We start from the raw sequence: 23072 nt of genomic DNA on the forward strand, positions 1-23072 counted from the left end.
TTTTCCCGGCAAAAGCGGTGCGATCCGCTCCCATTGATCATCCTGCAGCACCAATCGGTCCAAGGCCACCTCCTGCTCGGCAGCCTTGAATCAGGTTTCGCAAGCCGCGGGAACCCCCCTTCGCCACATGAATGTCAACAGACCCTAGTCCCCCAACCAATTTTTTCCTTTCCGATTGCCTTTTCCGTCGTTGCATCGAGCCTGAAGACGGTTGGCATCGCCCTCAGCAGCACCTTTCGATTTTGAAAACAGCCAACGAACGCTTTTGAAGCGTTCTTGCAACGGCGCGATGGCGTCGCGGTTGGATTCGCCGCCTCCAGGGCTTACTTAAGCGGTCCACCCTCCACGGCACGAATTCCCTTGAACGACACGCCCCGCCGCTCCGGCAGCTTTCCCGATAAGGACACGATCCTCTCCTTCATCCGCTCCAGCACGACGCCGGTCGGTAAGCGCGAGATCGCGCGCGCCTTCAAGCTGTCGGGCAGCGACGACCGCGAAAGACTGAAGGAGCTTCTCAAGGAGTTGGAGGCCGACGGTGCCGTGGAGCGCGGGCGCAACAAGCGCGTCGCCCCGCCGCAGTCGCTGCCGGAAGTCGCCGTGCTGGAGATGACCGGTGTCGATCCGGACGGCGAGGTCACCGCCCGCCCGATCACCTGGACGGGCGAGGGCAACCCGCCGCGCATCTTCATGATGCCGGAAAAGAAGGGCCATCCCACACTGGGAGCGGGAGACCGGGTGCTGGCGAAGCTGAGCCGCATCAACGACCGGCTGTACGAGGCGCGCACCATCCGACGGCTGGACGGCACCGTTGGACGCGTTCTCGGCGTCTATCACCCGTCGGCGGACGGCGGGCGCATCATCCCCACGGACAAGCGCAACAAGACCGAACTGCTGGTCCTCCCGGCCAACCGCAACGACGCCGAGCCGGGCGAACTGGTGCTGGCCGACCTGCTCCCCGCCGCCCGGCTGGGGCTGCCGCAGGCGCGCGTGGCGGAGCGGCTGGGCCACACGGCGGAGCCGCGCGCCGTCAGCCTGATCGCCATCCACACCCACGGGCTTCCTACCGACTTCCCGCCCGCCGCCCTGCGCGAGGCGTCACACGCCGCGGCTCCTTCCCTGACGGGACGGACCGACCTGCGCGCCCTCCCGCTGGTGACCATCGACGGCGCCGATGCCCGCGATTTCGACGACGCGGTGTGGGCTGAACCGGACCCCGACCCGATGAACCAGGGCGGCTGGCACCTGCTGGTCGCCATCGCCGACGTGGCCTATTACGTGCGCCCAAATTCGGCGCTGGACCGGGCGGCCTTCGAGCGCGGCAACTCCGTCTACTTCCCCGACCGCGTCGTGCCGATGCTGCCGGAGGCGCTGTCCAACGACCACTGCTCGCTGCGCCCGCAAGAGGACCGCGCCTGCCTCGCGGCGCATCTGTGGATCGACCGCCACGGCGCTCTCCTGCGGCACCGCTTCGTGCGCGGCCTGATGCGCTCCGCCGCGCGCCTGACCTACGAGCAGGTGCAGGCGGCTCGCGACGGCGCTCCGGACGAGGCGACGGCACCGCTGCTGGAGACGGTCATCGCCCCGCTCTACAGCGCCTACGCCTGCCTGTGGGCGGCCCGGCAGCGGCGCGGCACGCTGGAACTGGACTTGCCGGAACGGCGGGTGCGGCTCGACGCGCGCGGGCGGGTGGCGGAGATCGCAGCGCGCGAGCGTTTCGACAGCCACCGGCTGATCGAGGAGTTCATGATCTGCGCCAACGTCGCGGCGGCGGACGGCTTGGAGCGGGCGGGCATGCCCGGCCTGTTCCGCGTGCACGACCAGCCGTCGCTCGACAAGCAGGAGGCGCTGCGGGAGTTCCTGACCGGCCTCGGCTACACGCTGCCGCGGGTGCCGCGGCTGACCCCGGCCCATTTCACCGCGATCCTCGACCGCGCCGCCGGCACGGCGGACTCGCAACTGGTCAGCGAGGTCATCCTGCGCAGCCAGTCGCAGGCGGAATACAGCCCCGAGAACATCGGCCATTTCGGCCTGTCGCTCGACCGCTACGCCCATTTCACCTCACCGATTCGCCGCTACGCCGACCTGATCGTGCACCGGGCGCTGATCCGCGCGCACGGGCTGGGACCGGGCGGGCTGGACGACGCGGCCATGGCCGGTCTGACCGACATCGGCGAGCACATCTCGACGACCGAACGCCGCGCCGCCACGGCCGAGCGCGACGCCATCGACCGCTTCACCGCCGCCTTCCTGGCCGACCGCGTGGGCGCCCTGTTCACCGGGCGGATTTCCGGGGTGACCCGCTTCGGCCTGTTCATCCGGCTCGACGAGAACGGGGCCGACGGGCTGATCCCCGCCAGTACCCTGCCCGACGACCAGTACGAGCATGACGAGCGCGCCCACGCCCTGGTCGGCCAGCGCACCGGCCGCACCTACCGGCTGGGCGCCGCGGTGAAGGTGGTGTTGATGGAGGCCGATCCACTGACCGGCAGCACCCTGTTCGCCCTGCCCCGCGCGGAGGGGGATCCCTCCGGGGGATTTGCTGGCGGTACGGATCATCCGTTGCAATCCAGCCACCCTGACGACACCCGGCGTGGCACGCGGTTCGCTGGCCGCACAACCCAAAAGCAACTGAAGCGTGGCCGCTGAGTCACAGTGGTGGACATTCCACGACAAAGAGTCTTGCCCCCGTCTTTTGTCCCGCCAGCCCTCATTTCTGAAGTGCTATTCCTTATCCGTTCGAATCCGGTGGGAAACCATCCGGGTCCGCCTGTGGGAAAGGAGGCCGCGTACGGCGCGCCATGGGCATACGGAAACGAGGATTTTCGCCGCGCGGGCGTCTTTCGGTCCCACTCGCGGCCGCCATGCTCGCTGTCGGCCTCGGAAGCCTCGGCGGGACGCTGCCCCGTCCGGCCGAAGCCGCGACCGAAGCCGCCTTCATCAGCGAGCAGGTCTTCGCCGTCGCGTACGGCAAGATCGCCGAAGTGTATCTCCAACAGGTCGATTTCGGCCGCCTTGGTCTGGACGGGCTGAAGGGTCTCGCGACCATCGATCCGACCGCCCGCGCCGAGCGCCAGGGCAACTCCGTACGCCTGTACGTGTCTGGCAGCCTGATCGCAGAGTACGCCGCACCGTCCCTGTCCGACGCCGCCGGCTGGGCCGCCCTGACCACCAAGGCGGTGGAACGCGCCCGCCTCTATTCCCCCACCCTCTATCAGGCGGTGCCGGAGCGGGTCTATCAGGTGGTCCTCGATTCCGTGATGACGGATCTGGACGGCTATTCCCGCTACACCGGCACCCAGCGCGCCACCAGCGAGCGTGCCCAGCGCGAGGGATACGGCGGCATAGGCCTGTCGCTGGAGACGGCGAACGGGCGCACCCTGATCCGCAACGTGCTGCCGCGCAGCCCGGCCGACCGCGCCGGCATCCGCGGCGGTGACCAGCTTCTGGCGATCGACGGCGACCTGACCGCGCGCCTGACCGAGACGGATATGCGCGACCGACTGCGCGGCCCGACCGGGACCATGGTCCTGCTGACCGTGGCACGCGACAGCAACCCGCCGCGCCGCGCCCCCATCCGGCGGGAGCGCGTGGTCCCCAACACGGTGAACGCCAGCGTGTCCGAGCAGGTCGGCGTGCTGAAGGTGGACCGCTTCAACGCCGCCACCGCGTCCAACCTGCGCGACGCCGTCCTGTCCACGCGGCAGAGCATGGGCAAGGGCCTGCGGGGTTTCGTGCTCGACCTGCGCGGCAACCCCGGCGGCCTGCTCGACCAGGCGGTCGCCGTGGCCGACCTGTTCATCGCCCAGGGCAAGATCATCACCACCGAAGGCCGCCACCCCGACAGCCGCCAGCGCTTCGAGGCCGGTCCCGACGACATCGCCGACGGGATGCCGCTGGTCGTTCTGGTGGACGGGCGCTCCGCCTCCTCCGCCGAGGTGGTGGCGGCGGCACTCCAGGACTCCGGTCGGGCGGTGGTGGTGGGCGCCTCCTCCTACGGGAAGGGCAGCGTCCAAACGGTCACCCGCCTGCCCAACGACGGCGAATTGTTCCTGACCTGGAGCCGCATCTACACGCCCGCCGGCTACACCCTGCACCGCCAGGGCGTGCAGCCGACGGTCTGCACCAGCCGCACCGGGCAGGACGATCCCGTCGCCCTGCTGTCCGACCTGCGCGACGGCCGGGCGCGCCCGATGACCCAGTTCGCCGGCTGGCGCGCCCGCGCCGCCGACGACGAGGACGCCCTGGCCCGCCTCCGCGAAGCCTGCCCCTGGAAGGAGCATGAGCCGGAACTCGACCTGAAGGTGGCGCTGCGCCTTCTCGCCGAACCGGCGCTCTACCAGCGGGCGGTCGCCCTGTCCTCCACCAACACGGTGGCGGAGCGCTGAGTCGTTTTCCGCCCCGAATACAGGCGAAAACAAGGACGTCGATCGGCCCTTCCGGCCACTTTACAAAGGCTTGACATCGCGGCTGTAGCGGGTATCTTCCCCCGCTACGACGCCGCCCCGCCGGGCTGGCGGGTTTCGGATTTTTAGTCGGGATTGAGATCATGGCGAAGCAGAACACCGTCCTCATCAAGCTGGTGAGCACGGCCGACACCGGCTTCTTCTACGTGAAGAAGAAGAACCCGAAGAAGACCACCGAGAAGCTGTCGTTCCGCAAGTACGACCCGGTGGCGCGCAAGCACGTCGAGTTCAAGGAAGCCAAGATCAAGTAAGGTTTCCCGGACTGCCGGAATCAGAAAGGCCGCCTTTTGGCGGCCTTTTGTTTGTCCGGAAGCTGTCCGGCTTTTCCAAGGGGACAGCTTTGTCAGCCGCCCCGTCAGGGAGCCAGCAGGGCGTTGGCGGAAGGGTCGGCGATGGTGCAGTTGCGCCCGGCGCGCTTTGCCTCGTACAGAGCGTCGTCGGCACGGCGGATCAGCCCTTCGGCGGTGTCGCCCAACCGGCCGCCCACCGTCACGCCGATGGACACCGTGACCGGGATCTCGCCCACATCGGCGGACACTTTGAACAGCGTGTCGGCGATGCGGCTGCGCAACCGCTCGGCCACCGTCAGAGCCGCTTCCGCGTCGGTGTCGGGCAGGATGACCACGAACTCTTCACCGCCCAACCGCGCCACCAGATCGAAGGTGCGCAGGTTGCGGCTGGCGCGGCTGGACACCTCCTTCAGCACCTCGTCGCCCACGGTGTGGCCGTAGCTGTCGTTGACGACCTTGAAATGGTCGATGTCGAACAGCAGGATCGCCACCGGCTTGTGGTTGTCGATCGCCCTCTCCAGCAACCGCGGCAGGTGGGCGTTGATGTAACGGCGGTTGAAGACGCCCGTCAGGCTGTCGGTCAGCGCCATGGACAGGCTGTGTTCGTAGTTCGCGCGCAACCGCTCCTGGTAGCGCTTGCGCCGGATCTGGGTGCGGGCGCGGGCCAGCAGCTCGTTCCGGTCGATGGGCTTGCTGATGTAGTCGTTGGCGCCGAGTTCCAGCCCCTTGGCGGCGCGGTTCAGGTCGCCGTCCTCCACCATCAGCAGGATTGGCACCTGCCGGGTCCGCTCGTGCGAGCGGAGCTGGGAGCACAGGCGCAGGCCATCCTCGTTCAACAGGGTCAGACTGATGACCACAAGGTCCAAATCGTCGCCCAGCGCGCGCTCCAGCGCCGTGGCGCAGGTGTCGGCGGCCATCGCATGGGCGTGGTCGCGCTTCAGCGTCTCAGTGACCCTGTCCAGATCAAGAAGCGAATCCTCCAGCACCAGGACGCGGGCACCCTCGAAGGATTCGCTGTTCAGCGTACCGGTTGGCTCCAGAACCCCCAATTGGCCGGAGGTCGTCTCGCGCAGCCGCCATTCGTCCATCATCATCTTCAGACGGACAAGCGACCGCACCCGCGCGAACAGCGCGACGTCATTGACCGGCTTGGTCAGGAAATCGTCGGCGCCGGCCTCCAGCCCGCGCACTCGGTCGGCGCCGTCCGACAGGGCGGTGACCATCACCACCGGGATGTGCATGGTCGCGGGATCGGAGCGGATCTTCTCGCACACCTCGAACCCGTCCATGCCGGGCATCATGACGTCGAGCAGAACGATGTCCGGCGACTCCCGCCGGACCATCTCCAGCGCCTCAGGACCATTGCTGGCGGTGATGACGTTGAAATACTCGCGCGTCAGCTTCGCCGCGAGCAGCTTCACGTTCGGAAGGACATCGTCGACGACGAGGACGCGAGCGGACATGGAACGTGCGACCGATCCCGTAACAGGTTAGCGAAGGAATTTCTGAACGGCTTCCAGGAACTTCGTCACCGAGATCGGCTTGGCGATGTAGTCCTCGCAGCCGCCCTCGCGGATCTTCTCCTCGTCCCCCTTCATCGCAAAGGCGGTCACCGCGATGATCGGAATGGACTTGAGCGCCGGATCATCCTTGATCCAGCGCGTGACCTCCAACCCTGACACCTCCGGCAACTGGATGTCCATGAGGATCAGATCCGGACGGTGCTCCCGCGCCATGGCAAGGGCATCCATCCCGCTGCTGGTCTGAAGCGTCGCGTAGCCGTGCGCTTCCAGCAGATCGTGGAAGAGCTTCATGTTCAGCTCGTTGTCCTCGACGATCAGGACACGCTTCACGGTTCGGTCGTCCATCGGCGCCTTCTTGGGGCTGTTCGGTTCCGCGAGCATCGTGCCACCCGCGCTCCTGCTTGCAGCGACCACACCCGGAGAGACCGGTATAGCCCGTTCACTGTCCCGCCGCGACGGTTAAATTGTCGTTAGCGATGCCTCCCGCAGCCCGCTGTTTCCCTCGAAGTCCAGAGGATTCAACAGATTCCGTCATGCGATCAGCCGCTCCGGCGGGAAATGCAGGTCGATGCGCGTGCCCTCCCCCGGCGCGCTGGACAGGGTCAGCCGACCGCCATGGGCCTCCACCAAGGAGCGCACGATGGACAGGCCCAAGCCGGTCCCGGCGCCGCTGCGGATGCGTTCGCCCGGCACCTGCCGGAAGGGCTCAAGCACGGTGAGGCGGTGCTCCTCCGGAATGCCGATTCCGGTGTCGACCACGGCGATGCACAGCCCGGTTCCGGTCTCTTCCTCGGTACGCGTCACGTCAATGGCGACGCGACCACCCGCCGGGGTGAACTTCACGGCGTTGGACAGCAGGTTCAGCAGGATCTGTCGTAGCGACCGGCGGTCCGCCCGCAGGCGAGGCAGCGGCCGGGGAAACGAGGCGTCGAAGGAAAGCCCCGACGATGCCAGGGACAACTCCTGGAGGGCGTAGACCTCGCCCACCACAACCGCGATATCGACATCCTCGTCGTGCAACTCGACGTGCCCAGCCTCGATCTTCGACAGATCCAGCACGTCGTTGATGAGTTCCAGAAGATGCGCGCCCGAAGCGCGGATGTTGCCGATGAAATCGCGCTGCCGGTCGGTCAACGGACCGGTCCCCGGATGCAACAGGAAATCCGCGTAGCCGATGATGGCGTTCAGCGGCGTGCGAAGCTCATGGCTCATCCCGGTGAGGAAGTCCGACTTGGCCCTGTTCACTTCCGCCTGCCGCGCGGCTTGAGCGACGCGACGTTCCCGCTCCACGGCGCGTTCGGCGGTGTCCAGCATCAGGCTGAGCGCGTCGGCGGCCATGGCGGCCAGCATCCGGGTTGAGAACGGCACCACATAGGGCCGCCGGTGATGGCCGGAAATCACCCCCCAAGGCTTGCCGCCGTGGGCGACCGGCACGGTCAGGGCGGCTCCCGCCCCCATCCGTCGCAGGAAATCGAGCCGGTCCGGCGGTGGGCTGCGCAGCTGCGCGTGGGCCAGATCGGGCGGTGGGGCCGCGGTGTCGGCGTGCAGCAGGGGAACCGGCTGCGCCGCATGGTCGGGGATCACGCGCACCCGCGGATTCCCGTCCGGGGCGCCATCGAAGGCGGTCGCCGGCAGGGCGGCGCCCGGGTGAAGATCCGGGGCGGCGTGGTCCCAATCCGGCGCTTGGTCCTTCGCCACCACCTCGCCGTTGCCGAAGGCGTCGAAACGGCAGACGATCACCCGGTCCAGCCCGGTCAGACGGCGGACGGTGTGGGCGGTATGAGCCGCGATGGCCTCCAGCCCCGCGGCGTCGCGCAGGGCGGCGATCCCGGGCAGCACGCCGGCCGGCGGTGCCGTGGCGGCGCGGCTCTCCAGTCCGGCGGGCGGCCGCTCAACCTCCAGGATTGCCCGCCCGCCATGCTCATGCAGGAAGGCCAGCAGCGGCTCTCCTCCCGGCGGTGTCACGGTGGCATGCAACCCCAACGCCCGCAGGTCCGACGGCAAGGCGTGCAGTTCCGTCAGCAACGCCGCAAGCTCGGGCAGTTCCAGCACGTCGACGCTCCGACCCAACAGCCGCTCCGGAGCCAAGCCGAGGAATTCCGCCGTGTTGGCGCTGCAAGCAAGGATCGTCGCGCCATCGCTGCGCAAAGCCACCAGGGCGCCGTGCGGCTGTATCGCATCGGCGGCAGCGCAGATGGATGATTGCTCAGCCGGGGATTGGGGTGACGGGGGATTCGGGCGATCCGAAGACGTGTTCAGAGCGGGCACCTTTGCGACGGAAAGGTGCAGATGCTGCGGCGGGATCAGCGTCCGGTCAAGCGCGGCTTGGGGGGTGCGACAGGCTGACCGATCCGGGTTCCGGCGGCCCGCCCCAGTTCAGCCGCTGGCCCGACGGTTCGCCGCCGAACGCGCGCCGGGCTGCCCGGCCTTGCCTCCCGGCGAGCGTGGGCGGCGCCCCGCCTTGTTGCTGTACATGTGGGAGTCGGCGAGACGGATCACCTCCTCCTCCCGGTCTTCGGCCCCATAGGCCTGCACCCCGAAGGAGAAGCGGATCGGAAGGTCGGTGTTGTTCCACTGGACGCCGCGCCGACAGGCTGCCGCGGCGATCTGCCGGGCGCGGGCGGTGCCGCAGGCTGCATCGGTGTTCGTCAGCAGCAGAGCGAACTCGTCCCCGCCCAGGCGGGCCACCACGTCCTCCTCGCGAACCGCACCGACGAGCAGCCGGGCGACCTGCCGCAAATAGGCGTCGCCGGCCATATGGCCGTGGGTGTCGTTGATCCGCTTGAAGCCGTCCAGATCAATGATGACCAGAACCCCACCGCCCTTGCCGCTTCCTTTGGCCCTCTGCCGCCGCGCGGCGGCGATCTCACGCCGGAAATGGCTGAAGAAGCCGCGGCGATTCAGCAGACCGGTCAGTTCGTCCGTCATGGACAGACTTTCCAGGTAGGCGATTCGGTCACGCTGTTCGGCGATTGTGGCGCGGGCCTCGGCAAGCTGGCTTTCCAAGGCCGGTGCTTCGACGGTCACGACCGCCGCCGAATGGGCGATGCGGCCCCCGCGCAAAGGGGGCATCCGCAGCAGCCGGTCGTGGTTCCCCCGGTCGAAAGGCAGCCCGTCGTGGTGATCGGCGGCAATGGCTTCCAGATCCCGGGCCAGATCCTGGGCGGTCACGACGGCGCTCATGGGCTTTCTCCACATGATCGGCACTAGCTGCGCCGAACTCGAAGCAATCGCCGTGCCATATGAGGAAAACCAGAAGACTAGGCCGTTCGTCCCGGCAACTTCTGCCGGGCACGGCCGCCCCCAGGCAGAATTTGCCTGGAGAACGACCTGTTACGGAAAATTTTATCTATTTTTGATTTATTTTTTCTTTTGAACGGCTTTCGAACAATCGGCTTGTCCGGGATCGGACCGGCCCGCTTGCGACGACGTCACACCACACGGTCGGGCGGCGCCGCCCCGGCGAAGAAGGCGTCCAGATTGTCCAGCGCCTTGAATCCCATGGCGTTGCGGGTTTCGACCGTGGCGCTGCCCAGGTGCGGCAGAAGGAAGGCGTTTTCCAGCCCGCGGTAACCGGCGTGCAGGTTCGGCTCGTTCTCGAACACGTCCAGACCCGCCGCTGCGAGCCGCCCGGAGGCCAGCGCGGCGATCAGGGCCTCGTCGTCGACGACGGAGCCGCGGGCGGTGTTGACCACGACGGCCCCCGGCGGCAGGCGCTCGATCCGCTCCGCGTTCAGCCAATGGGTGGTTTCCGGAGTCGCCGGAAAATGCAGCGACAGCACGTCGCAGACCGCCAGCATCGCCTCGGGCTCGGCGTGGTAGACGGCGCCGGCCTCCTGCTCCGCGGGTAGGCGCCGCCGATTGGAGTAGTGGATGGTCATGCCGAAGGCCCGCGCCCGCTGCGCCACCGCCTGCCCGATTCGGCCCATGCCGATGATGCCCAGCCGCTTTCCGCCGAGATGGGTGCCGAGAAGCTGGGTGGGCGTCCAACCGCTCCAGGCTCCGGCGCGGATCATCCGCTCGCCCTCCGACGCGCGCCGCGCCGCGCCGAGCATCAGCAGCAGGGCGATGTCGGCGGTCGCGTCGGTCAGCACGTCCGGGGTGTTGGTGACGATCAGGCCGCGGGCCTTGGCCGCGTTCAGGTCGATGTGGTCGGTGCCGACCGAGAAGGTGGCGACGATCCGCACGGCGTCGGGCAGGGCCGCGATGGCCGCGGCGTCCAGCCGGTCCCCGGCGGTGCACAGGATGCCCTGGGCGCCGGCTTCCCCCGCCAGGGCGGCGATGTCCGCGCCGGACAGCGCGCGGTCCTGCGGGTTCAGCCGGGCGTCGAAATCGCGCGCGGCGCGTGCCTCCACCGCTTCGGGCAGGCGCCGGGTCACCAGGAGTACGGGCCGTGATGCGGGAGAGTCGCTGCGCATGAATCCGTCCTCAGCCTTCCGTTTATTCGGGGGGTCGGGCCTTCCGCTCCGACACCGAAACACCCATAATCCATCCGACGCTGCCAATCACCTGTGGATGTCGCTTTGCAGAACCGCCGCTCCGCCGCCCGCCTCGCCCTTTGCGCGACCTTCGGCGCGTTCCTGGTGTCCCTGACCGCCCTTCCCGCCACCGGCCCGGCCCAGGCGGCCCCCGCCGGCGCGGCCATGGGGGCGGCGGCCGGGGCGGCGGCCGGGGCGGCGGCGAACATCCAGCCTCACCGCGCCGTCTACAAGATGTCGCTGCTGTCCGCCCGCAACAGTTCCAAGGTCAGCGACGTGCGGGGCCGCATGCTGTTCGAATGGGCCGACGCCTGCGACGGCTGGACGACGGAGCAGCGTTTCCAGCTCCGTTTCGTCTATGCCGAGGGCGACGAGATGGCGATGACCACCAATTACACCACATGGGAGGCCAAGGACGGCCAGCGCTACCGCTTCAACGTCCGCAAGCTGATCAACGGGGAGGAGGACGAGGAGGTGCGCGGCGACGCCCGGCTGGCCAAGGACGGCACCGGCAGCGCCGCCTTCTCGAAGCCGGAGCCCCAGGACATGGAACTGCCCCCCGACACCATGTTCCCGACGGCCCACACCCTGGCGGTGCTCGACCACGCCGGCGCCGGCGACACCTTCTTCAACCGGGTCGTTTTCGACGGGGCCGATTCGGAAGGGGCGACCGAAGTGTCGACGGTCATCGGCGCGGCGGTCCAGACCAAGGAGGACAGCGCCGACCCGCTGCTGAAGGGCAAGAAGGCGTGGCCGGTGCGCATGGCCTTCTTCCCGTTGAAGAGCGATTCGGCCCAGCCGGAATATGAGATGAGCCTGCGGCTGCTGCAGAACGGCGTCGCCGAATCCATGCAGATCGACTATGGCGACTTCACCGTGAACGCCATCCTGGAGAAGGTGGAGGCGCTGCCGAAATCGGGCTGCTGATCGCCAAACGCAAAGCTCACAGCGCGTGGCGCATTTCGTTACAATTCATTCCGCCCTGTTTTGAGGTAAGTGGCCTAGACTGTGCATGGTTGCGCACTACGCCTCAGCGGATTCGTGGCGCGCACCGACAGCAGGATGAGGGTTTTCCTATGGCCAAGAAGCAGGTTTTGGTGGGACAGGTGTTCCAGACCGTTGGCGCGACCAACGGGCGGTCCTGGCGCGTGCGGGAGACCGTGACCCTGTTCGGCATCCCGCATGCCCGCGTGGTCAGCACGGAGGATGAGGGCGACGCTAAGACGCTGAGCTGCCTCGTTCTTGTCGATTCCAATTATTACCGCATGATCGGATCGCCCGCCGCCGGCAACGTCGCGGCCTGACGCCTTTCCGTTCCCAACAAGAAAGCCCCCCGGCCTCGCGGACGGGGGGCTTTCTTGTTGGCCGCCCTTCCCTCCCCGCCGAAGCGGGAAGGGAGGGAAGAGCCCGGATGGTCAGGTGGCGGCCTTCGGCGTCTCGGCGGCGACCTTCGGCTTCGGCAGGTCCAGCTTCAGGTGCAGTTCGCGCAGACGGGCCTGATCCACCGGGGCCGGAGCCTGCATCAGCAGGTCTTCCGCGCGTTGGTTCAGCGGGAAGGCGATGACCTCGCGGATGTTCGGCTCGTCGGCCAGCAGCATCACGATGCGGTCGATGCCCGGGGCCGAGCCGCCGTGCGGCGGGGCGCCCAGCTTGAAGGCGCTGAGCATGCCGCCGAAGCGGGCTTCCAGCTCCTCCGGCGGGTAGCCGGCGATCGCGAACGCCTTGTACATCACCTCCGGCAGATGGTTCCGGATGGCGCCCGACGACAGCTCCACGCCGTTGCAGACGATGTCGTACTGGTACGCCTTGATGTCCAGCGGGTTCATCGTGTTCAGCGCCTCCAGGCCGCCCTGCGGCATGGAGAAGGGGTTGTGGCTGAAGACGACCTTGTTGGTTTCCTCGTCCAGCTCGTACATCGGGAAGTCGACGATCCAGCAGAAGCGGAAGGCGTTCTTCTCGATCAGGTCCAGCTCCTCGCCGATCTTCGTGCGGGCAAAGCCGGCCAGCTTGGCCGCCGGGCCGGGCTGGTCGCAGACGAAGAAGACCGCGTCGCCGTCCTCCACGCCCGCCGCCGTGCGCAGTTCCGCCTGGGCGGCCTCCGGCACGAACTTGGCGATCGGGCCCTTGCCGCCCGCCGCCTCGAAGATGATGTAGCCGAGGCCCGGAGCGCCGAGGCCGCGCGCCCAGTCGTTCAGCTTGTCGAAGAAGCTGCGCGGTTTGTCGGACACCTTCGGGGCGCGGATGGCGCGGACCACGCCGCCCTTCTCCAGCGTCTGCTTGAAGGCGCGGAACTCCACGTCGTCGCGCTTGAAGACGGCGGTGACGTCGGTGATCTCCAGCGGGTTGCGCAGGTCCGGCTTGTCGTTGCCGTACTTCAGCATCGACTCCGCGAAGGAGATGCGGCGGAAGGGCGGCTTGTCGATGGCCGGCGGCGTCTCGCGGCGGAAGCCGCCGAACTCGTCGAAGATGCCGTGCAGCACCGGCTCGATGGCGGCGAACACGTCCTCCTGGGTGACGAAGGACATCTCGAAGTCGAGCTGGTAGAACTCGCCCGGCGAACGGTCGGCGCGGGCGTCCTCGTCACGGAAGCAGGGGGCGATCTGGAAGTAGCGGTCGAAACCGGCGACCATCAGCAGCTGCTTGAACTGCTGCGGCGCCTGGGGCAGCGCGTAGAACTTGCCCGGATGGTTGCGGCTGGGCACCAGATAGTCGCGGGCCCCCTCCGGCGAGGAGGCGGTCAGGATCGGCGTCTGGAACTCGGTGAAGCCTTGCTCGATCATGCGCCGGCGGGCCGACGCGATGACGCGCGAACGCATCAGGATGTTCTCGTGGATGCGCTCGCGGCGCAGGTCGAGGAAGCGGTAGCGCAGGCGCACGTCCTCGCCGGCGTCGGTGTCCTGGTTGACCTGCAGCGGGATCTGCTCCGCCTCGCCCTGCACGGTCAGTTCGGCGATCTGCACCTCGATGCGGCCGGTCGGCAGGCGGTCGTTGATGGTCTCCGCCGTGCGCTTGACCACCTTGCCGGTCACGGTGATGACCGATTCCAGCTTCAGCCGCTCCGCCGCCTGGAAGGCCGGGTTGGAGGTGTCGACCACGCACTGCGTCAGGCCGTAATGGTCGCGCAGGTCGATGAACAGGAGCTGTCCATGGTCGCGCTTGCGGTTGATCCAGCCCGACAGGCGGACAATCTGACCGGCGTTCTCTTCGCGAAGCTGGCCGCAGGTGTGCGTGCGGTAGGGGTGCATGGGTCGAAACACCTTGGAAAAGGTCGGAATCCTGCGCGGAAAGGCGGCCCGACACACCACACCGACAGCGCGGGAATGTCAAGTCGCCATCCGCGTTCGCTGCACGCCGGGAGAGTTGCCGAAGGGCGAGCTTTCGCGCGGACGCGCGCTCGTGTATGAAGCCCGCATGACACTGATCACGACCACCGAAGACCTTGACGCCTTCTGCCGCTCGCTGGCCGGGGTGGACTACATCACCGTCGACACCGAATTCCTGCGCGAGAAGACCTATTGGCCGCAGCTCTGCCTCGTGCAGGTCGGCGGACCGAACGGCGCGGTCGCCATCGACCCGCTGGCCGAAGGCATCGACCTTGCGCCGCTGTTCCGCGTGATGGTGGACCCGGCGATCCTCAAGGTGTTCCACGCCGCCCGGCAGGACGTGGAGATCTTCTGGCACCTGTCCGGCCAGATTCCCCACCCGCTGTTCGACACCCAGGTCGCGGCCATGGTCTGCGGCTTCGGCGAAAGCGTCGGGTACGAGACGCTGGTCACCAAGCTGGCCGGGGCGCGCATCGACAAGTCCAGCCGCTTCACCGACTGGTCGCACCGCCCGCTGACCGAGCGGCAGCTGACCTACGCCCTGTCCGACGTGATCCACCTGCGCCCGGCCTACGAGAAGCTGAAGCGCCGCCTCGTCCGCTCCGGCCGCGCCCATTGGCTGGAAGAGGAAATGGCCGTCCTGACCGATCCGGCCACCTATCAGGCGGACCCGGACAGTTCCTGGCTGCGGTTGAAGGTGCGGACCAACAAGCCGCGCTTCATGGCCGTCCTCAAGGAATTGGCGGCATGGCGCGAGCGCGAGGCGCAGCGCCGCGACCTGCCCCGCTCCCGCGTGCTGCGGGACGAGGCGCTGCTGGAGATCGCCGCCCATGCCCCGACCAGCGTGGACGACCTCGCCCGTACCCGCGGCATGGGCCGCGGCTTCGCCGAGGGACGGCAGGGCGCCGACGTGCTGGCCTGCGTTCAGAAGGGTCTGGACCTGCCGGACTCCGAACTGCCACGCGTCGAGCCGCGCGAGGAACCGCCGCCTGGACTGCAACCAGTCGTTGAGCTGCTGCGCGTGCTTCTGAAGATGAAGTGCGATGAGAACAATGTGGCGTCAAAGTTGATCGCTTCCGCCGCCGATCTGGAGGCGATCGCCGCGGACGATGGGGCCGATGTCCCTGCGATGCAGGGCTGGCGCCGCGAATTGTTCGGCGAAGACGCGTTGGCGCTGAAACACGGTCGCATCGGATTGGCGGTGCTCGACCGTCGTGTCCGCATCGTTCCGGCCGGCAATGGAGAGGGGTCGTAAACGGCCCCATCCAGAATCGTTCCAGAATGGCCCAAGAGTCGGTCCGGGACGTTACAGGTTCAGGTGGCTCCGAGACGTTTAGCCAAATTTATGAAACAATTCATCGCAATTAACAGCGCTTTAAGGCATTGTTAAAAAAGGTCAGGGCTAATAAGTCACGGGCTCCGTATCCATGCCGTGTATCGGTGCGGTTTGGTTCGCGGATGGAATTCTCGCCTATAAGGTGCGCACACGCCCTATGCGCACACCCGGGGGATTTCGCGTATGAGCAGGTTCGGCGGCAAACCACCCATGGGACGCGACCGCGTCCGCCTCTCCACGACGGAGAAGCAGGCTGCGGTCGCCGCCGCGAAGGACCAGAAGCCCGAATTTGACAACGACAAGCTGCTGAATCTGCTCCGCTCTGCGAAATCCGAACTGCAGGGTATGCGACTGATCCACATGCACCTGTCGCTGCTGCGGGACAAGGACCCGTCCAGCCAGATGATCGTCCGCACGATCATCCAGGAACTGGCGAGCAAGGCCTCCTATCTGCAATCCTTCAACATCTCCAACGGCGACGTCATCATCCTCTACAAGGGGCTGAAGCTGACCGGCGTCACCGATGTCTGCCAGAAGGTGGAGCAGATCTTCCTGGCCAAGACGACGCTGATCGGGGCAAACCCCTACAAGGAATTCTCGCTCTACTCGATCATGGAACTGGCGCTGAACTTCATCAACGTCATCCGTTTCATCGAGGAATTGCAGGCCAGCGAGACCGGCGATCATTCCAACGAAACGAAGCCGCCGATCACTCTGGAAGAGATGGCCAAGCTCGAACGCTCGATGCAGATGTTCGACCTGTCGCCTTTCCTCTTCAACCAGGCCATCGCCAACATCGGTCGCAACGCCGAAGAGGACATGGCCTATTTCGAACTCTACATCTCCATCAAGCTGCTTCAGGAGCGGCTCTGCCCGGACTACGACATCACGGCCAACAAGTGGCTGTTCAACTATTTCACGGCCAACCTCGACCAGTCGGTGCTGCGCGCGCTGAACCACGGGCTCAGCTTCATGCGGGGCCGGCGCATCGGCATCAACATCAACCTGTCCACCGTCATCTCCACCGGCTTCGTGAAGTTCGACGAGCGTCTCCCCCTCGATTTCCGCGGACAGGTGGTGCTGGAGATCTCCAAGGGCGACCTGATCGAGAATCTGTCGCTGTTCAACGAGGTCGTGGAGTTCGCCCAGGACCGCCGCTACCAGATCGCCGTGGACGGGCTGAACCCCTTCTGGGTGACGAACTTCGACCTGGAATATCTGAACGCCGACTACGCCAAGATCTTCTGGTCCAACGACATGCTGGAAATGGACCCGACCTTCGAGAAGTACTTCATGGAGCGCATCCAGGAGCAGGACCGCTGCAAGTTCATCCTGGCGCGCTGCGACAGCGTGTCGAGCCTCGTCTACGCCCACAAGGTCGGCATCACGATGGTGCAGGGCCGCGCCGTGGACAACATCCTGCGCAAGGGCGTGAGCGTCCGCGAAGCCATCGCCCACGCCAAGGTGGCGTGAGGGCGGCGGCTCCTCCGCCGCCCCCCGCTCCTACTCCGCCGCTTGCGGCCGGGCCGGCGGCACGATTTCACCCTTGCGGTTCAGCGCCTTCGCCAGCGCGTCCAGGCGCCGCTGCACCGTCTCGCCGGCCGGCACGCTGAAATCGTCCGGCAGGGTCAGCACCAGCCGCTCCCCCGACACCTTCAGAGCCGTACGCTGCAGCAACGCGGTGGCCCCACCGGTCAGCGTGTGCGCCAGCCGCAGCGCCAGCCCCAGCACCAGCGCCTTGCGCGCCTGGGCATCGCTCAGCAGCGACCGTGGCCCCGCGGTGACCGCGTTGGGCGTGCCCGGACCGTCGATGGAGCCTGCGTAACGCGCATAGACGGCCAGCGCCAGGAAGGCCCGCTCGTCATGGTCGATGCCGGGGAACGGGTAGCGCAGAATGCGCAGGCAGGCGTGCTCCGCCCGGTAGTCGGGATGCTCGGCCCAGCCGACGTCGCTCAGCAGGCAGGAGGCCTGCCGCAGCCGCAGGGCCGCGTCGTCCTCCCCGGCGAAGAGGTTGCCGGTCCAGGACACCAGCAGAGCGGGGTCGCCGATGCGGACGAAGCGTTGCGCCCAATCCTCCACCGCGGCGATCAGCGGGTCCTGCCGCTGTCCCTCCGGATCGAGCAGCGCGTACAGATGCCCTTCCCGCAACCCGTAAGCCGAGAACACCACGCTGGAGGGCTGGACCATCCGCAGCAGCCGCTCGAACACCAGCGCCGCGTAGGGCAGCGTGTCGATCCGGCGGCGGGAGCCGGACATCTTCTCCAGCGAGGACCGGCTCTGCTTGGCGATCAGCCCGGCGAAGTCCCGCGCCTCGGCGAAGGGCACCGTGTAGTGGTGGATGATGTGCAGCGGGTGCTTCACATGCTCCATGTGCAGCTTCGCCAGGGCCCGCCAGCCGCCGCCCACCGGGAAGAAGGGCTTCCCGCGCATCTGGGCCAGCCAGTCCAGCTTCTCCAGATGCTGGTCGATGGCGCGGACCAGCCCGTTCGGCTTGGCCGGGTTCATCTCCATCAGGCGCAACGGCCCCAGCGGCATCGTCAGATGCTCGCCGATCACGCCGCGCTCCAGCCGCACCAGTTCCAGGCTGCCGCCGCCGAGGTCGCCGACCAGCCCGTCCGCGGCGGGAGTGCCGGACAGCACGCCCATGGCGGACAGCCGAGCCTCCTCCTCGCCGCTGATGACGCTGACGTCGAGGCCGGTGCGGTCCTTCACCCGCTGGATGAAAGCCGCCCCGTCCGTGGCGTCGCGCACCGCCGCGGTGGCGATGACATCCAGCCGGCCGACGCGCATGCCGGCGACCAGAAGGGCGAAGCGTTCCAGGGCCTCCAGGCCCTGGGCCACGCCGTCCGGGTTCAGGCGGCCGGTCTTCTCCACGCCGCGGCCGAGCCCGCACAGGACCTTCTCGTTGAAGACCGGCAGGGGCGACCGCTTCAGAGCGTCATAGACGACGAGCCGGATCGAGTTGGACCCGATGTCGATCACGGCGATCCGCTCGCCCTTGTCGACCACCCTCTCAACGGCCTTGGTAGCGACCGTGTGTTCCTGCGCCGGCGTCATAGGCAACCGATGTCCTCAATCAAATGACCGTACGCAGCTTCAACCGCGGCGGCGTCTTTTTGCTGCTGAGCGCGCTGCCGCGCCCCGACAGGCTGGGGTTCGTCATGAAATAGTTATGGGCGCTGAACGCGTCCGGACCAGCCTCCACCCGATGATAAACGCCATCGGGGCCGAGTTTCCAGGTGTTCGCCTCGTCCTTCAGGTTGGCGACCATGATCTGGTCCAGCACCTGCTCGTGCACCGTCGGGTTCTCGATGGGCACCAGCGTCTCGATGCGGCGGTCCAGGTTGCGCGTCATCCAGTCGGCGGAGGAGATGAAGAGCTTGGCCTGCGGGCTGGGCAGCGCGTGGCCGTTGGCGAAGCAGATGACGCGCCCATGCTCCAGGAAGCGCCCGACGATGCTGCGCACCCGGATGTTTTCCGACAGGCCCTTGACGCCGGGACGCAGGCAGCAGATGCCGCGGATCACCATGTCGATCTGCACGCCCTTCTGCGACGCCTTGTAGAGCTGGTCGATGATCTCCGAATCGACCAGCGAGTTCAGCTTCACCCAGATGTGGGCGGGTTTGCCGGCGGCGGCGTTGGCGACCTCGGCGTCGATCAGCTGGCCCAGCTTCTGGCGCAGCGTGATCGGGGCGATGGCGATCTTCTCCAGCAGCTTCGGCGTGGCGTAGCCGGTCATGTAGTTGAACATCACCGCCGCGTCGTGGCAGAGCGCCGGGTCGCAGGTGAAGAAGGACAGGTCGGTGTAGACCTTCGCGGTGATCGGGTGGTAGTTGCCCGTCCCAAAATGGACGTAGCTGCGCAGCGCCTTGTTCTCGCGCCGCACCACTAGCGACACCTTGGCGTGCGTCTTCAGATCGACGAAGCCGTAGACCACCTGGGCGCCGGCACGCTCCAGGTCGCGCGCCCAGCGGATGTTGGCCTCCTCGTCGAAGCGGGCCTTCAGCTCGACCAGAGCGGTCACCGACTTGCCGGCCTCCGCCGCCTCGATCAGCGCGGCGACGATCGGGCTGTCCTTGCTGGTGCGGTAGAGCGTCTGCTTGATGGCGACCACCTGCGGGTCGCGCGCGGCCTGCCGAATGAACTGCACCACCACGTCGAAGCTCTCGTACGGGTGGTGGACGACGATGTCCTTGTCGCGGATGGCCGCGAAGCAGTCGCCGCCGAAGTCGCGGATGCGCTCCGGGAAGCGGGCGTTGAAGGGGCGGAAGACCAGATCCGGCCGCTCGTCGACGATGAGCTGGCGGGTGTCCGACAGGCCGATCAGTCCATCGAGCACGAACACGTCGTCGTTCGACACGCGCAGCTCGTGGCGCAGGAACTCGCGCAGGTCGGCGGCCATGCCGGCGTCGGTGGCCAGCCGGATGACGCTGCCGCGGCGGCGGCGCTTCAGCGCGCTTTCGAAGGTGCGGACCAGATCCTCCGCCTCCTCCTCGATCTCCATCTCGCTGTCGCGAAGGACGCGGAAGACGCCGTGGGCCTTCACCTGGAACGGCGGGAACAGCCGGTCGATGAACAGCATCACCAGCTTTTCCAGCTGGATGAAGCGGATCTCCGACCCCGGCAGGCGTATGAAGCGGTCGAGTTGCGCCGGCAGCGGGACCAGCGCGTCGAGATGCCGCCCCTTCACCGGCTCGTGCAGTTGCAGCGCCAGCGAGAAGCCCAGGTTGGGCAGGAAGGGGAACGGGTGCGCCGGGTCCACGGCGATGGGTGTCAGGATGGGGAAGATGTCATCCAGGAACTTGGCCTCCAGCCAGTCCTTCTCCCCCTCGGTCAGGTCCTCGGCGCCGACCACCATGATGCCGGCCTCGCGCAGGTCCTGCTTCAGGCTGCGCCACATGGTCTGCTGCGCGTTCATCAGCTCGACGATGCGCTGGTTCACCGCGGTGAGCTGCTGGGCCGGGGTCAGGTTCTCGGCGCTGGGGGTCTTCACCCCCGCGGCCACCTGCCCCTTCAGGCCGGCGACGCGGACCATGTAGAATTCGTCGAGGTTGCTGGACGAGATCGACAGGAACCTCAGCCGCTCAAGCAGCGGGTGGTTCGGGTTGGACGCCTCATCCAGGACGCGCTGGTTGAAGGCCAGCCACGACAGTTCGCGGTTGATGAAGCGCTCCGGCGCGTCCGCTTCAATGCAGGTCGCTTCCAAGTCCTGAAGTTCGGTCACAGCAGCCTCGGGCTTTTGCGTGATGGGTGGTGCCGCTACAGTCCGGTCGGGCCGGACCGCCCGCCGCGGTCGGCGGGCCAAGCAACCTACCCCAACTACGTTACGGTTTTGGGTCAGACAGCATAATACTGCCGTCACGATAATACCGCTGCGAAAACAGTCGCACCCCCCGCGCATCCCGCTGGGCCGCGATCCGGACAGGAAGGGACAGCCTCGATGAAGACCCTGTATCTCATGCGCCACGGCAAGTCCGCGTGGGACGATCCTTCCCTGGACGACCACGACCGCCCGCTGGCGCCGCGGGGCAGGAAGGCGGCCCGGCTGGTCGGCCACGAACTGAAGGACCGCGGAGCGCGCATCGGGCTGGTGCTGTGCTCCACCGCCCGGCGCGCGGCGGACACCGCCGACCGGCTGCTGGAGGTGATGGACGCGCCGGACATCCCTGTGGAGCGCGAGCGCGGCCTCTACCTGTGCGGAGCGCGGGTCCTTCTGGAACGGCTGCGCGACGCACCCGACTCTGTGTCGTCGCTGATGCTGGTCGCCCACAATCCGGACCTCCACGACCTCGCCCGTGAGCTGACCGGCAGCGGCGAGGAACGGCACCGCGCGGCGCTGGCGGAGAAGTTTCCGACCGGCGCCTGCGCGGTTCTTCTGTTCGAAGCCTCCCGCTGGGCCGACCTGGACAGCGGGGCGGGACGGCTGGCCGATTTCATCCTGCCGCGGAAACTCTCTTAACGCCCTTTTGCCAAATGGGGTATTTCAACCCCGAACCGAGCAGGCCCGGAACCGAGCAGGAGTCGCCCCCCGTGTCTTCCGCGCCCCAGAACAACGCGCCTCCGGGTGCAACCGCCGCGGTGTCGGCCACGGTGTCCGCCATGCGCGAGGTGGAGATGAAGCTCCACCTCGACCCGCGTGATCTTTCCCGCGTTGCAGACCTGTCCGCCCTGAAGGGCGCGGCGGAAGGTGCTCCGGCCGTCCGCAACCTGCGGACCGTCTATTACGACACGCCGGACCGGCGCTTGTTCCTGGGGGGCGTGGCCCTGCGGGTGCGGCAGGACGGCGACCGCTTCTTGCAGACGCTGAAGACCCTCAACGCCGCCACCCCCGGCGATTCGGCCGCCGTGGCCATCCGCAAGAAGTGGGATTGGACCATCCCCACGGCCGCCCCCGACATGACGCCCCTCGAAGCCGAGGGCGTGGCTGCCCTGGTGCCGGAGGACGCGCGGGCGGCGCTGGTTCCGCAATTCACGACGGAGTTCCGGCGCACCACCCTGCTCGTCCGCCCGGACGCCCTGACCTCCATCGAGGTGGCGGTGGACGAGGGCCGGATCACCGCCGGCAACGCCTGCGCCCGCATCAGCGAAGTCGAGCTTGAGCTGAAATCGGGCCGCATCGGCCGCCTGTTCGACCTCGCGCTGGCGCTCCAGCGCCGCGTTCCGGTTCGCATCGGGACGGAGAGCAAGGCGGAGATCGGCGATCGCCTCGTCACCGGACGCCTGCCCGCCCCCGCCCTGCCGGAACCGCTGGGCCTCACCCCGGTCACCACGGTGGCCGAGGCCTATCGCCACATCGTGCGGCACGGTCTGCGCCTGCTGCTCGCCAACGAGGCCTGCGCCCTGGCCGGGGGCGACGTGGAGGGGCTGCATCAGATGCGCGTCGCGCTGCGCCGCCTGCGCACCGCCATCCGTCTGTTCCGTCCCCTGGCCGGTGTGCCGGACGGCTGCCGAGCCAGGAACGACATCCGCTGGTTTTCCCGCCAGCTCGGCCCGGCGCGCGACTGGGATGTGCTGCTGTCCCACGGGATCGCGCCCTTCGCGGCGACGGAGAAGGCCCCGGCCGACGGAATCGCCGCGCTGACCGCCGCGGTGCGGGAAGCCCGTCGGGCGCCCGCGCTGGCGGCGGTGGAGGCGATCCAGTCGCCGCGCTGCACCGGGCTGATCCTGGCGCTCGGCGCTTGGCTGGAGGACGGGGCGTGGCAGTCCGGCGCCGCTCCGGAGGTTCGCGCCCAGCTCGACCGCCCGATGGTCGAACTGTCCGGCCTCTGGCTTGCCGCCCAGCACGCCAAGGCGCTGAAGGCTGGGGCGTCGAAGGCGGGCCGCGACCTGGACGGCGCCGACACCGCGACGCGCGACCGGCTGCGCCGCCGCCTGCGCAAGCTGCGCCACACGGCGGAGTTCTTCCGCGGCCTCTACGCTGAAACCGCAACGGTGCCTTTCATCGCCGCGCTGGACGCCCTGCTGGGTGCGCTCGACGCCGAGCACGACGCGGCGGTGGCCGGTGGACTTCTGCGCCGCTTGTCGGCGGATCGGCCGGAGCAGCGGCCCGCCACCGAAGCAACCGCCCGCTGGCTCGCCAAGCAGGCCGACAAGCGCCGCAAGACGCTGCCGGGGCTGTGGAAGGCGTTCCGCGACGGGCCGGTGTTCTGGTGAGGGCGT

Annotated in this window: 18 protein-coding genes; 10 read left to right on the forward strand and 8 right to left on the reverse strand. The window is 67.8% G+C overall.

Annotated elements, in window-relative coordinates:
• From AC1DVI_RS06055 to rpmG, 4 genes are all read left to right on the forward strand, one after another.
• Window positions 1–246, forward strand: a 246-nt coding sequence (locus AC1DVI_RS06055) for a hypothetical protein (RefSeq protein WP_476957163.1), incomplete at its 5' end; no start/stop codon positions are given.
• A gap of 114 nt (window positions 247–360) precedes the next feature.
• The gene (gene rnr / locus AC1DVI_RS06060; protein WP_476957164.1) at window positions 361–2646 is read left to right on the forward strand and encodes a ribonuclease R; all 2286 of its coding nucleotides are present in this window, start codon (window positions 361–363) and stop codon (window positions 2644–2646) included.
• 215 nt (window positions 2647–2861) lie between these two features.
• Window positions 2862–4385 carry a S41 family peptidase gene (locus AC1DVI_RS06065; RefSeq protein WP_149165312.1) on the forward strand — a complete coding sequence of 508 codons (1524 nt, stop codon included), beginning with the start codon at window positions 2862–2864 and terminating at the stop codon, window positions 4383–4385.
• A gap of 161 nt (window positions 4386–4546) precedes the next feature.
• Window positions 4547–4714, forward strand: coding sequence for a 50S ribosomal protein L33 (gene rpmG, locus AC1DVI_RS06070; protein WP_012974790.1), 168 nt, complete (start codon window positions 4547–4549; stop codon window positions 4712–4714).
• A gap of 104 nt (window positions 4715–4818) precedes the next feature.
• On the opposite strand, the gene AC1DVI_RS06075 is transcribed toward rpmG, so the two are convergent.
• The 5 genes from AC1DVI_RS06075 to AC1DVI_RS06095 form a co-directional block, all read right to left on the reverse strand.
• Window positions 4819–6216, reverse strand: coding sequence for a PleD family two-component system response regulator (locus AC1DVI_RS06075; protein WP_476957165.1), 1398 nt, complete (start codon window positions 6214–6216; stop codon window positions 4819–4821).
• A gap of 27 nt (window positions 6217–6243) precedes the next feature.
• Window positions 6244–6621, reverse strand: coding sequence for a response regulator (locus AC1DVI_RS06080; RefSeq protein ID WP_149165310.1), 378 nt, complete (start codon window positions 6619–6621; stop codon window positions 6244–6246).
• A 186-nt stretch (window positions 6622–6807) separates the two neighbouring features.
• Complete coding sequence (locus AC1DVI_RS06085; RefSeq protein ID WP_476957166.1) at window positions 6808–8544, reverse strand: sensor histidine kinase; 1737 nt, start codon at window positions 8542–8544, stop codon at window positions 6808–6810.
• Between the two features lie 108 nt (window positions 8545–8652).
• A complete protein-coding gene (locus AC1DVI_RS06090; protein WP_476957167.1) occupies window positions 8653–9459 on the reverse strand; it encodes a GGDEF domain-containing protein in 807 nt (268 codons plus the stop codon).
• Between the two features lie 248 nt (window positions 9460–9707).
• Complete coding sequence (locus AC1DVI_RS06095; protein WP_476957168.1) at window positions 9708–10694, reverse strand: 2-hydroxyacid dehydrogenase; 987 nt, start codon at window positions 10692–10694, stop codon at window positions 9708–9710.
• 105 nt (window positions 10695–10799) lie between these two features.
• On the opposite strand from AC1DVI_RS06095, the gene AC1DVI_RS06100 reads away from it, so the two are divergent.
• Entirely contained in the window at window positions 10800–11681 is an 882-nt protein-coding gene (locus AC1DVI_RS06100; RefSeq protein ID WP_476957169.1) for a cell envelope integrity EipB family protein, read from the forward strand.
• Between the two features lie 149 nt (window positions 11682–11830).
• Window positions 11831–12058 (forward strand): hypothetical protein, encoded by a 228-nt coding sequence (locus tag AC1DVI_RS06105; RefSeq protein ID WP_476957170.1) that lies wholly within the window; start codon window positions 11831–11833, stop codon window positions 12056–12058.
• A gap of 111 nt (window positions 12059–12169) precedes the next feature.
• On the opposite strand, the gene aspS is transcribed toward AC1DVI_RS06105, so the two are convergent.
• Window positions 12170–13999, reverse strand: a complete 1830-nt coding sequence (gene aspS / locus AC1DVI_RS06110) for an aspartate--tRNA ligase (RefSeq protein ID WP_476957171.1) — start codon at window positions 13997–13999, stop codon at window positions 12170–12172.
• Window positions 14000–14165: 166 nt separating this feature from the next.
• On the opposite strand from aspS, the gene rnd reads away from it, so the two are divergent.
• Together rnd and AC1DVI_RS06120 are read left to right on the forward strand one after the other, a co-directional pair.
• Entirely contained in the window at window positions 14166–15332 is a 1167-nt protein-coding gene (gene rnd, locus AC1DVI_RS06115) for a ribonuclease D (RefSeq protein WP_149165304.1), read from the forward strand.
• A 264-nt stretch (window positions 15333–15596) separates the two neighbouring features.
• A complete protein-coding gene (locus AC1DVI_RS06120; protein ID WP_476957172.1) occupies window positions 15597–16886 on the forward strand; it encodes a hypothetical protein in 1290 nt (429 codons plus the stop codon).
• A 30-nt stretch (window positions 16887–16916) separates the two neighbouring features.
• Here AC1DVI_RS06120 and ppx read toward each other — a convergent pair whose 3' ends face one another.
• Entirely contained in the window at window positions 16917–18470 is a 1554-nt protein-coding gene (ppx, locus tag AC1DVI_RS06125; RefSeq protein ID WP_476957173.1) for an exopolyphosphatase, read from the reverse strand.
• Between the two features lie 19 nt (window positions 18471–18489).
• Entirely contained in the window at window positions 18490–20637 is a 2148-nt protein-coding gene (locus AC1DVI_RS06130; protein ID WP_145623822.1) for an RNA degradosome polyphosphate kinase, read from the reverse strand.
• 216 nt (window positions 20638–20853) lie between these two features.
• Here AC1DVI_RS06130 and AC1DVI_RS06135 point away from each other — a divergent pair, with 216 nt between their 5' ends.
• Entirely contained in the window at window positions 20854–21372 is a 519-nt protein-coding gene (locus AC1DVI_RS06135) for a SixA phosphatase family protein (protein ID WP_476957174.1), read from the forward strand.
• 71 nt (window positions 21373–21443) lie between these two features.
• Window positions 21444–23066 (forward strand): CYTH and CHAD domain-containing protein, encoded by a 1623-nt coding sequence (locus tag AC1DVI_RS06140; protein ID WP_476957175.1) that lies wholly within the window; start codon window positions 21444–21446, stop codon window positions 23064–23066.
• Window positions 23067–23072 lie beyond the last annotated feature (6 nt).

It is taken from the genome of Azospirillum sp. P4_B5 (genome assembly GCF_056402275.1).

Excerpts from the sequence above, each read along its gene's own strand:
- AC1DVI_RS06065 (WP_149165312.1), top strand. The coding sequence starts at position 2,862 with ATGCTCGCTGTCGGCCTCGGAAGCCTCGGCGGGACGCTGCCCCGTCCG.
- AC1DVI_RS06135 (WP_476957174.1), top strand. The coding sequence starts at position 20,854 with ATGAAGACCCTGTATCTCATGCGCCACGGCAAGTCCGCGTGGGACGAT.
- AC1DVI_RS06075 (WP_476957165.1), bottom strand. The coding sequence starts at position 6,216 with ATGTCCGCTCGCGTCCTCGTCGTCGACGATGTCCTTCCGAACGTGAAG.
- AC1DVI_RS06105 (WP_476957170.1), top strand. The coding sequence starts at position 11,831 with ATGGCCAAGAAGCAGGTTTTGGTGGGACAGGTGTTCCAGACCGTTGGC.
- AC1DVI_RS06080 (WP_149165310.1), bottom strand. The coding sequence starts at position 6,621 with ATGGACGACCGAACCGTGAAGCGTGTCCTGATCGTCGAGGACAACGAG.
- rpmG (WP_012974790.1), top strand. The coding sequence starts at position 4,547 with ATGGCGAAGCAGAACACCGTCCTCATCAAGCTGGTGAGCACGGCCGAC.
- ppx (WP_476957173.1), bottom strand. The coding sequence starts at position 18,470 with ATGACGCCGGCGCAGGAACACACGGTCGCTACCAAGGCCGTTGAGAGG.
- AC1DVI_RS06120 (WP_476957172.1), top strand. The coding sequence starts at position 15,597 with ATGAGCAGGTTCGGCGGCAAACCACCCATGGGACGCGACCGCGTCCGC.
- AC1DVI_RS06090 (WP_476957167.1), bottom strand. The coding sequence starts at position 9,459 with ATGAGCGCCGTCGTGACCGCCCAGGATCTGGCCCGGGATCTGGAAGCC.
- AC1DVI_RS06095 (WP_476957168.1), bottom strand. The coding sequence starts at position 10,694 with ATGCGCAGCGACTCTCCCGCATCACGGCCCGTACTCCTGGTGACCCGG.
- aspS (WP_476957171.1), bottom strand. The coding sequence starts at position 13,999 with ATGCACCCCTACCGCACGCACACCTGCGGCCAGCTTCGCGAAGAGAAC.
- rnd (WP_149165304.1), top strand. The coding sequence starts at position 14,166 with ATGACACTGATCACGACCACCGAAGACCTTGACGCCTTCTGCCGCTCG.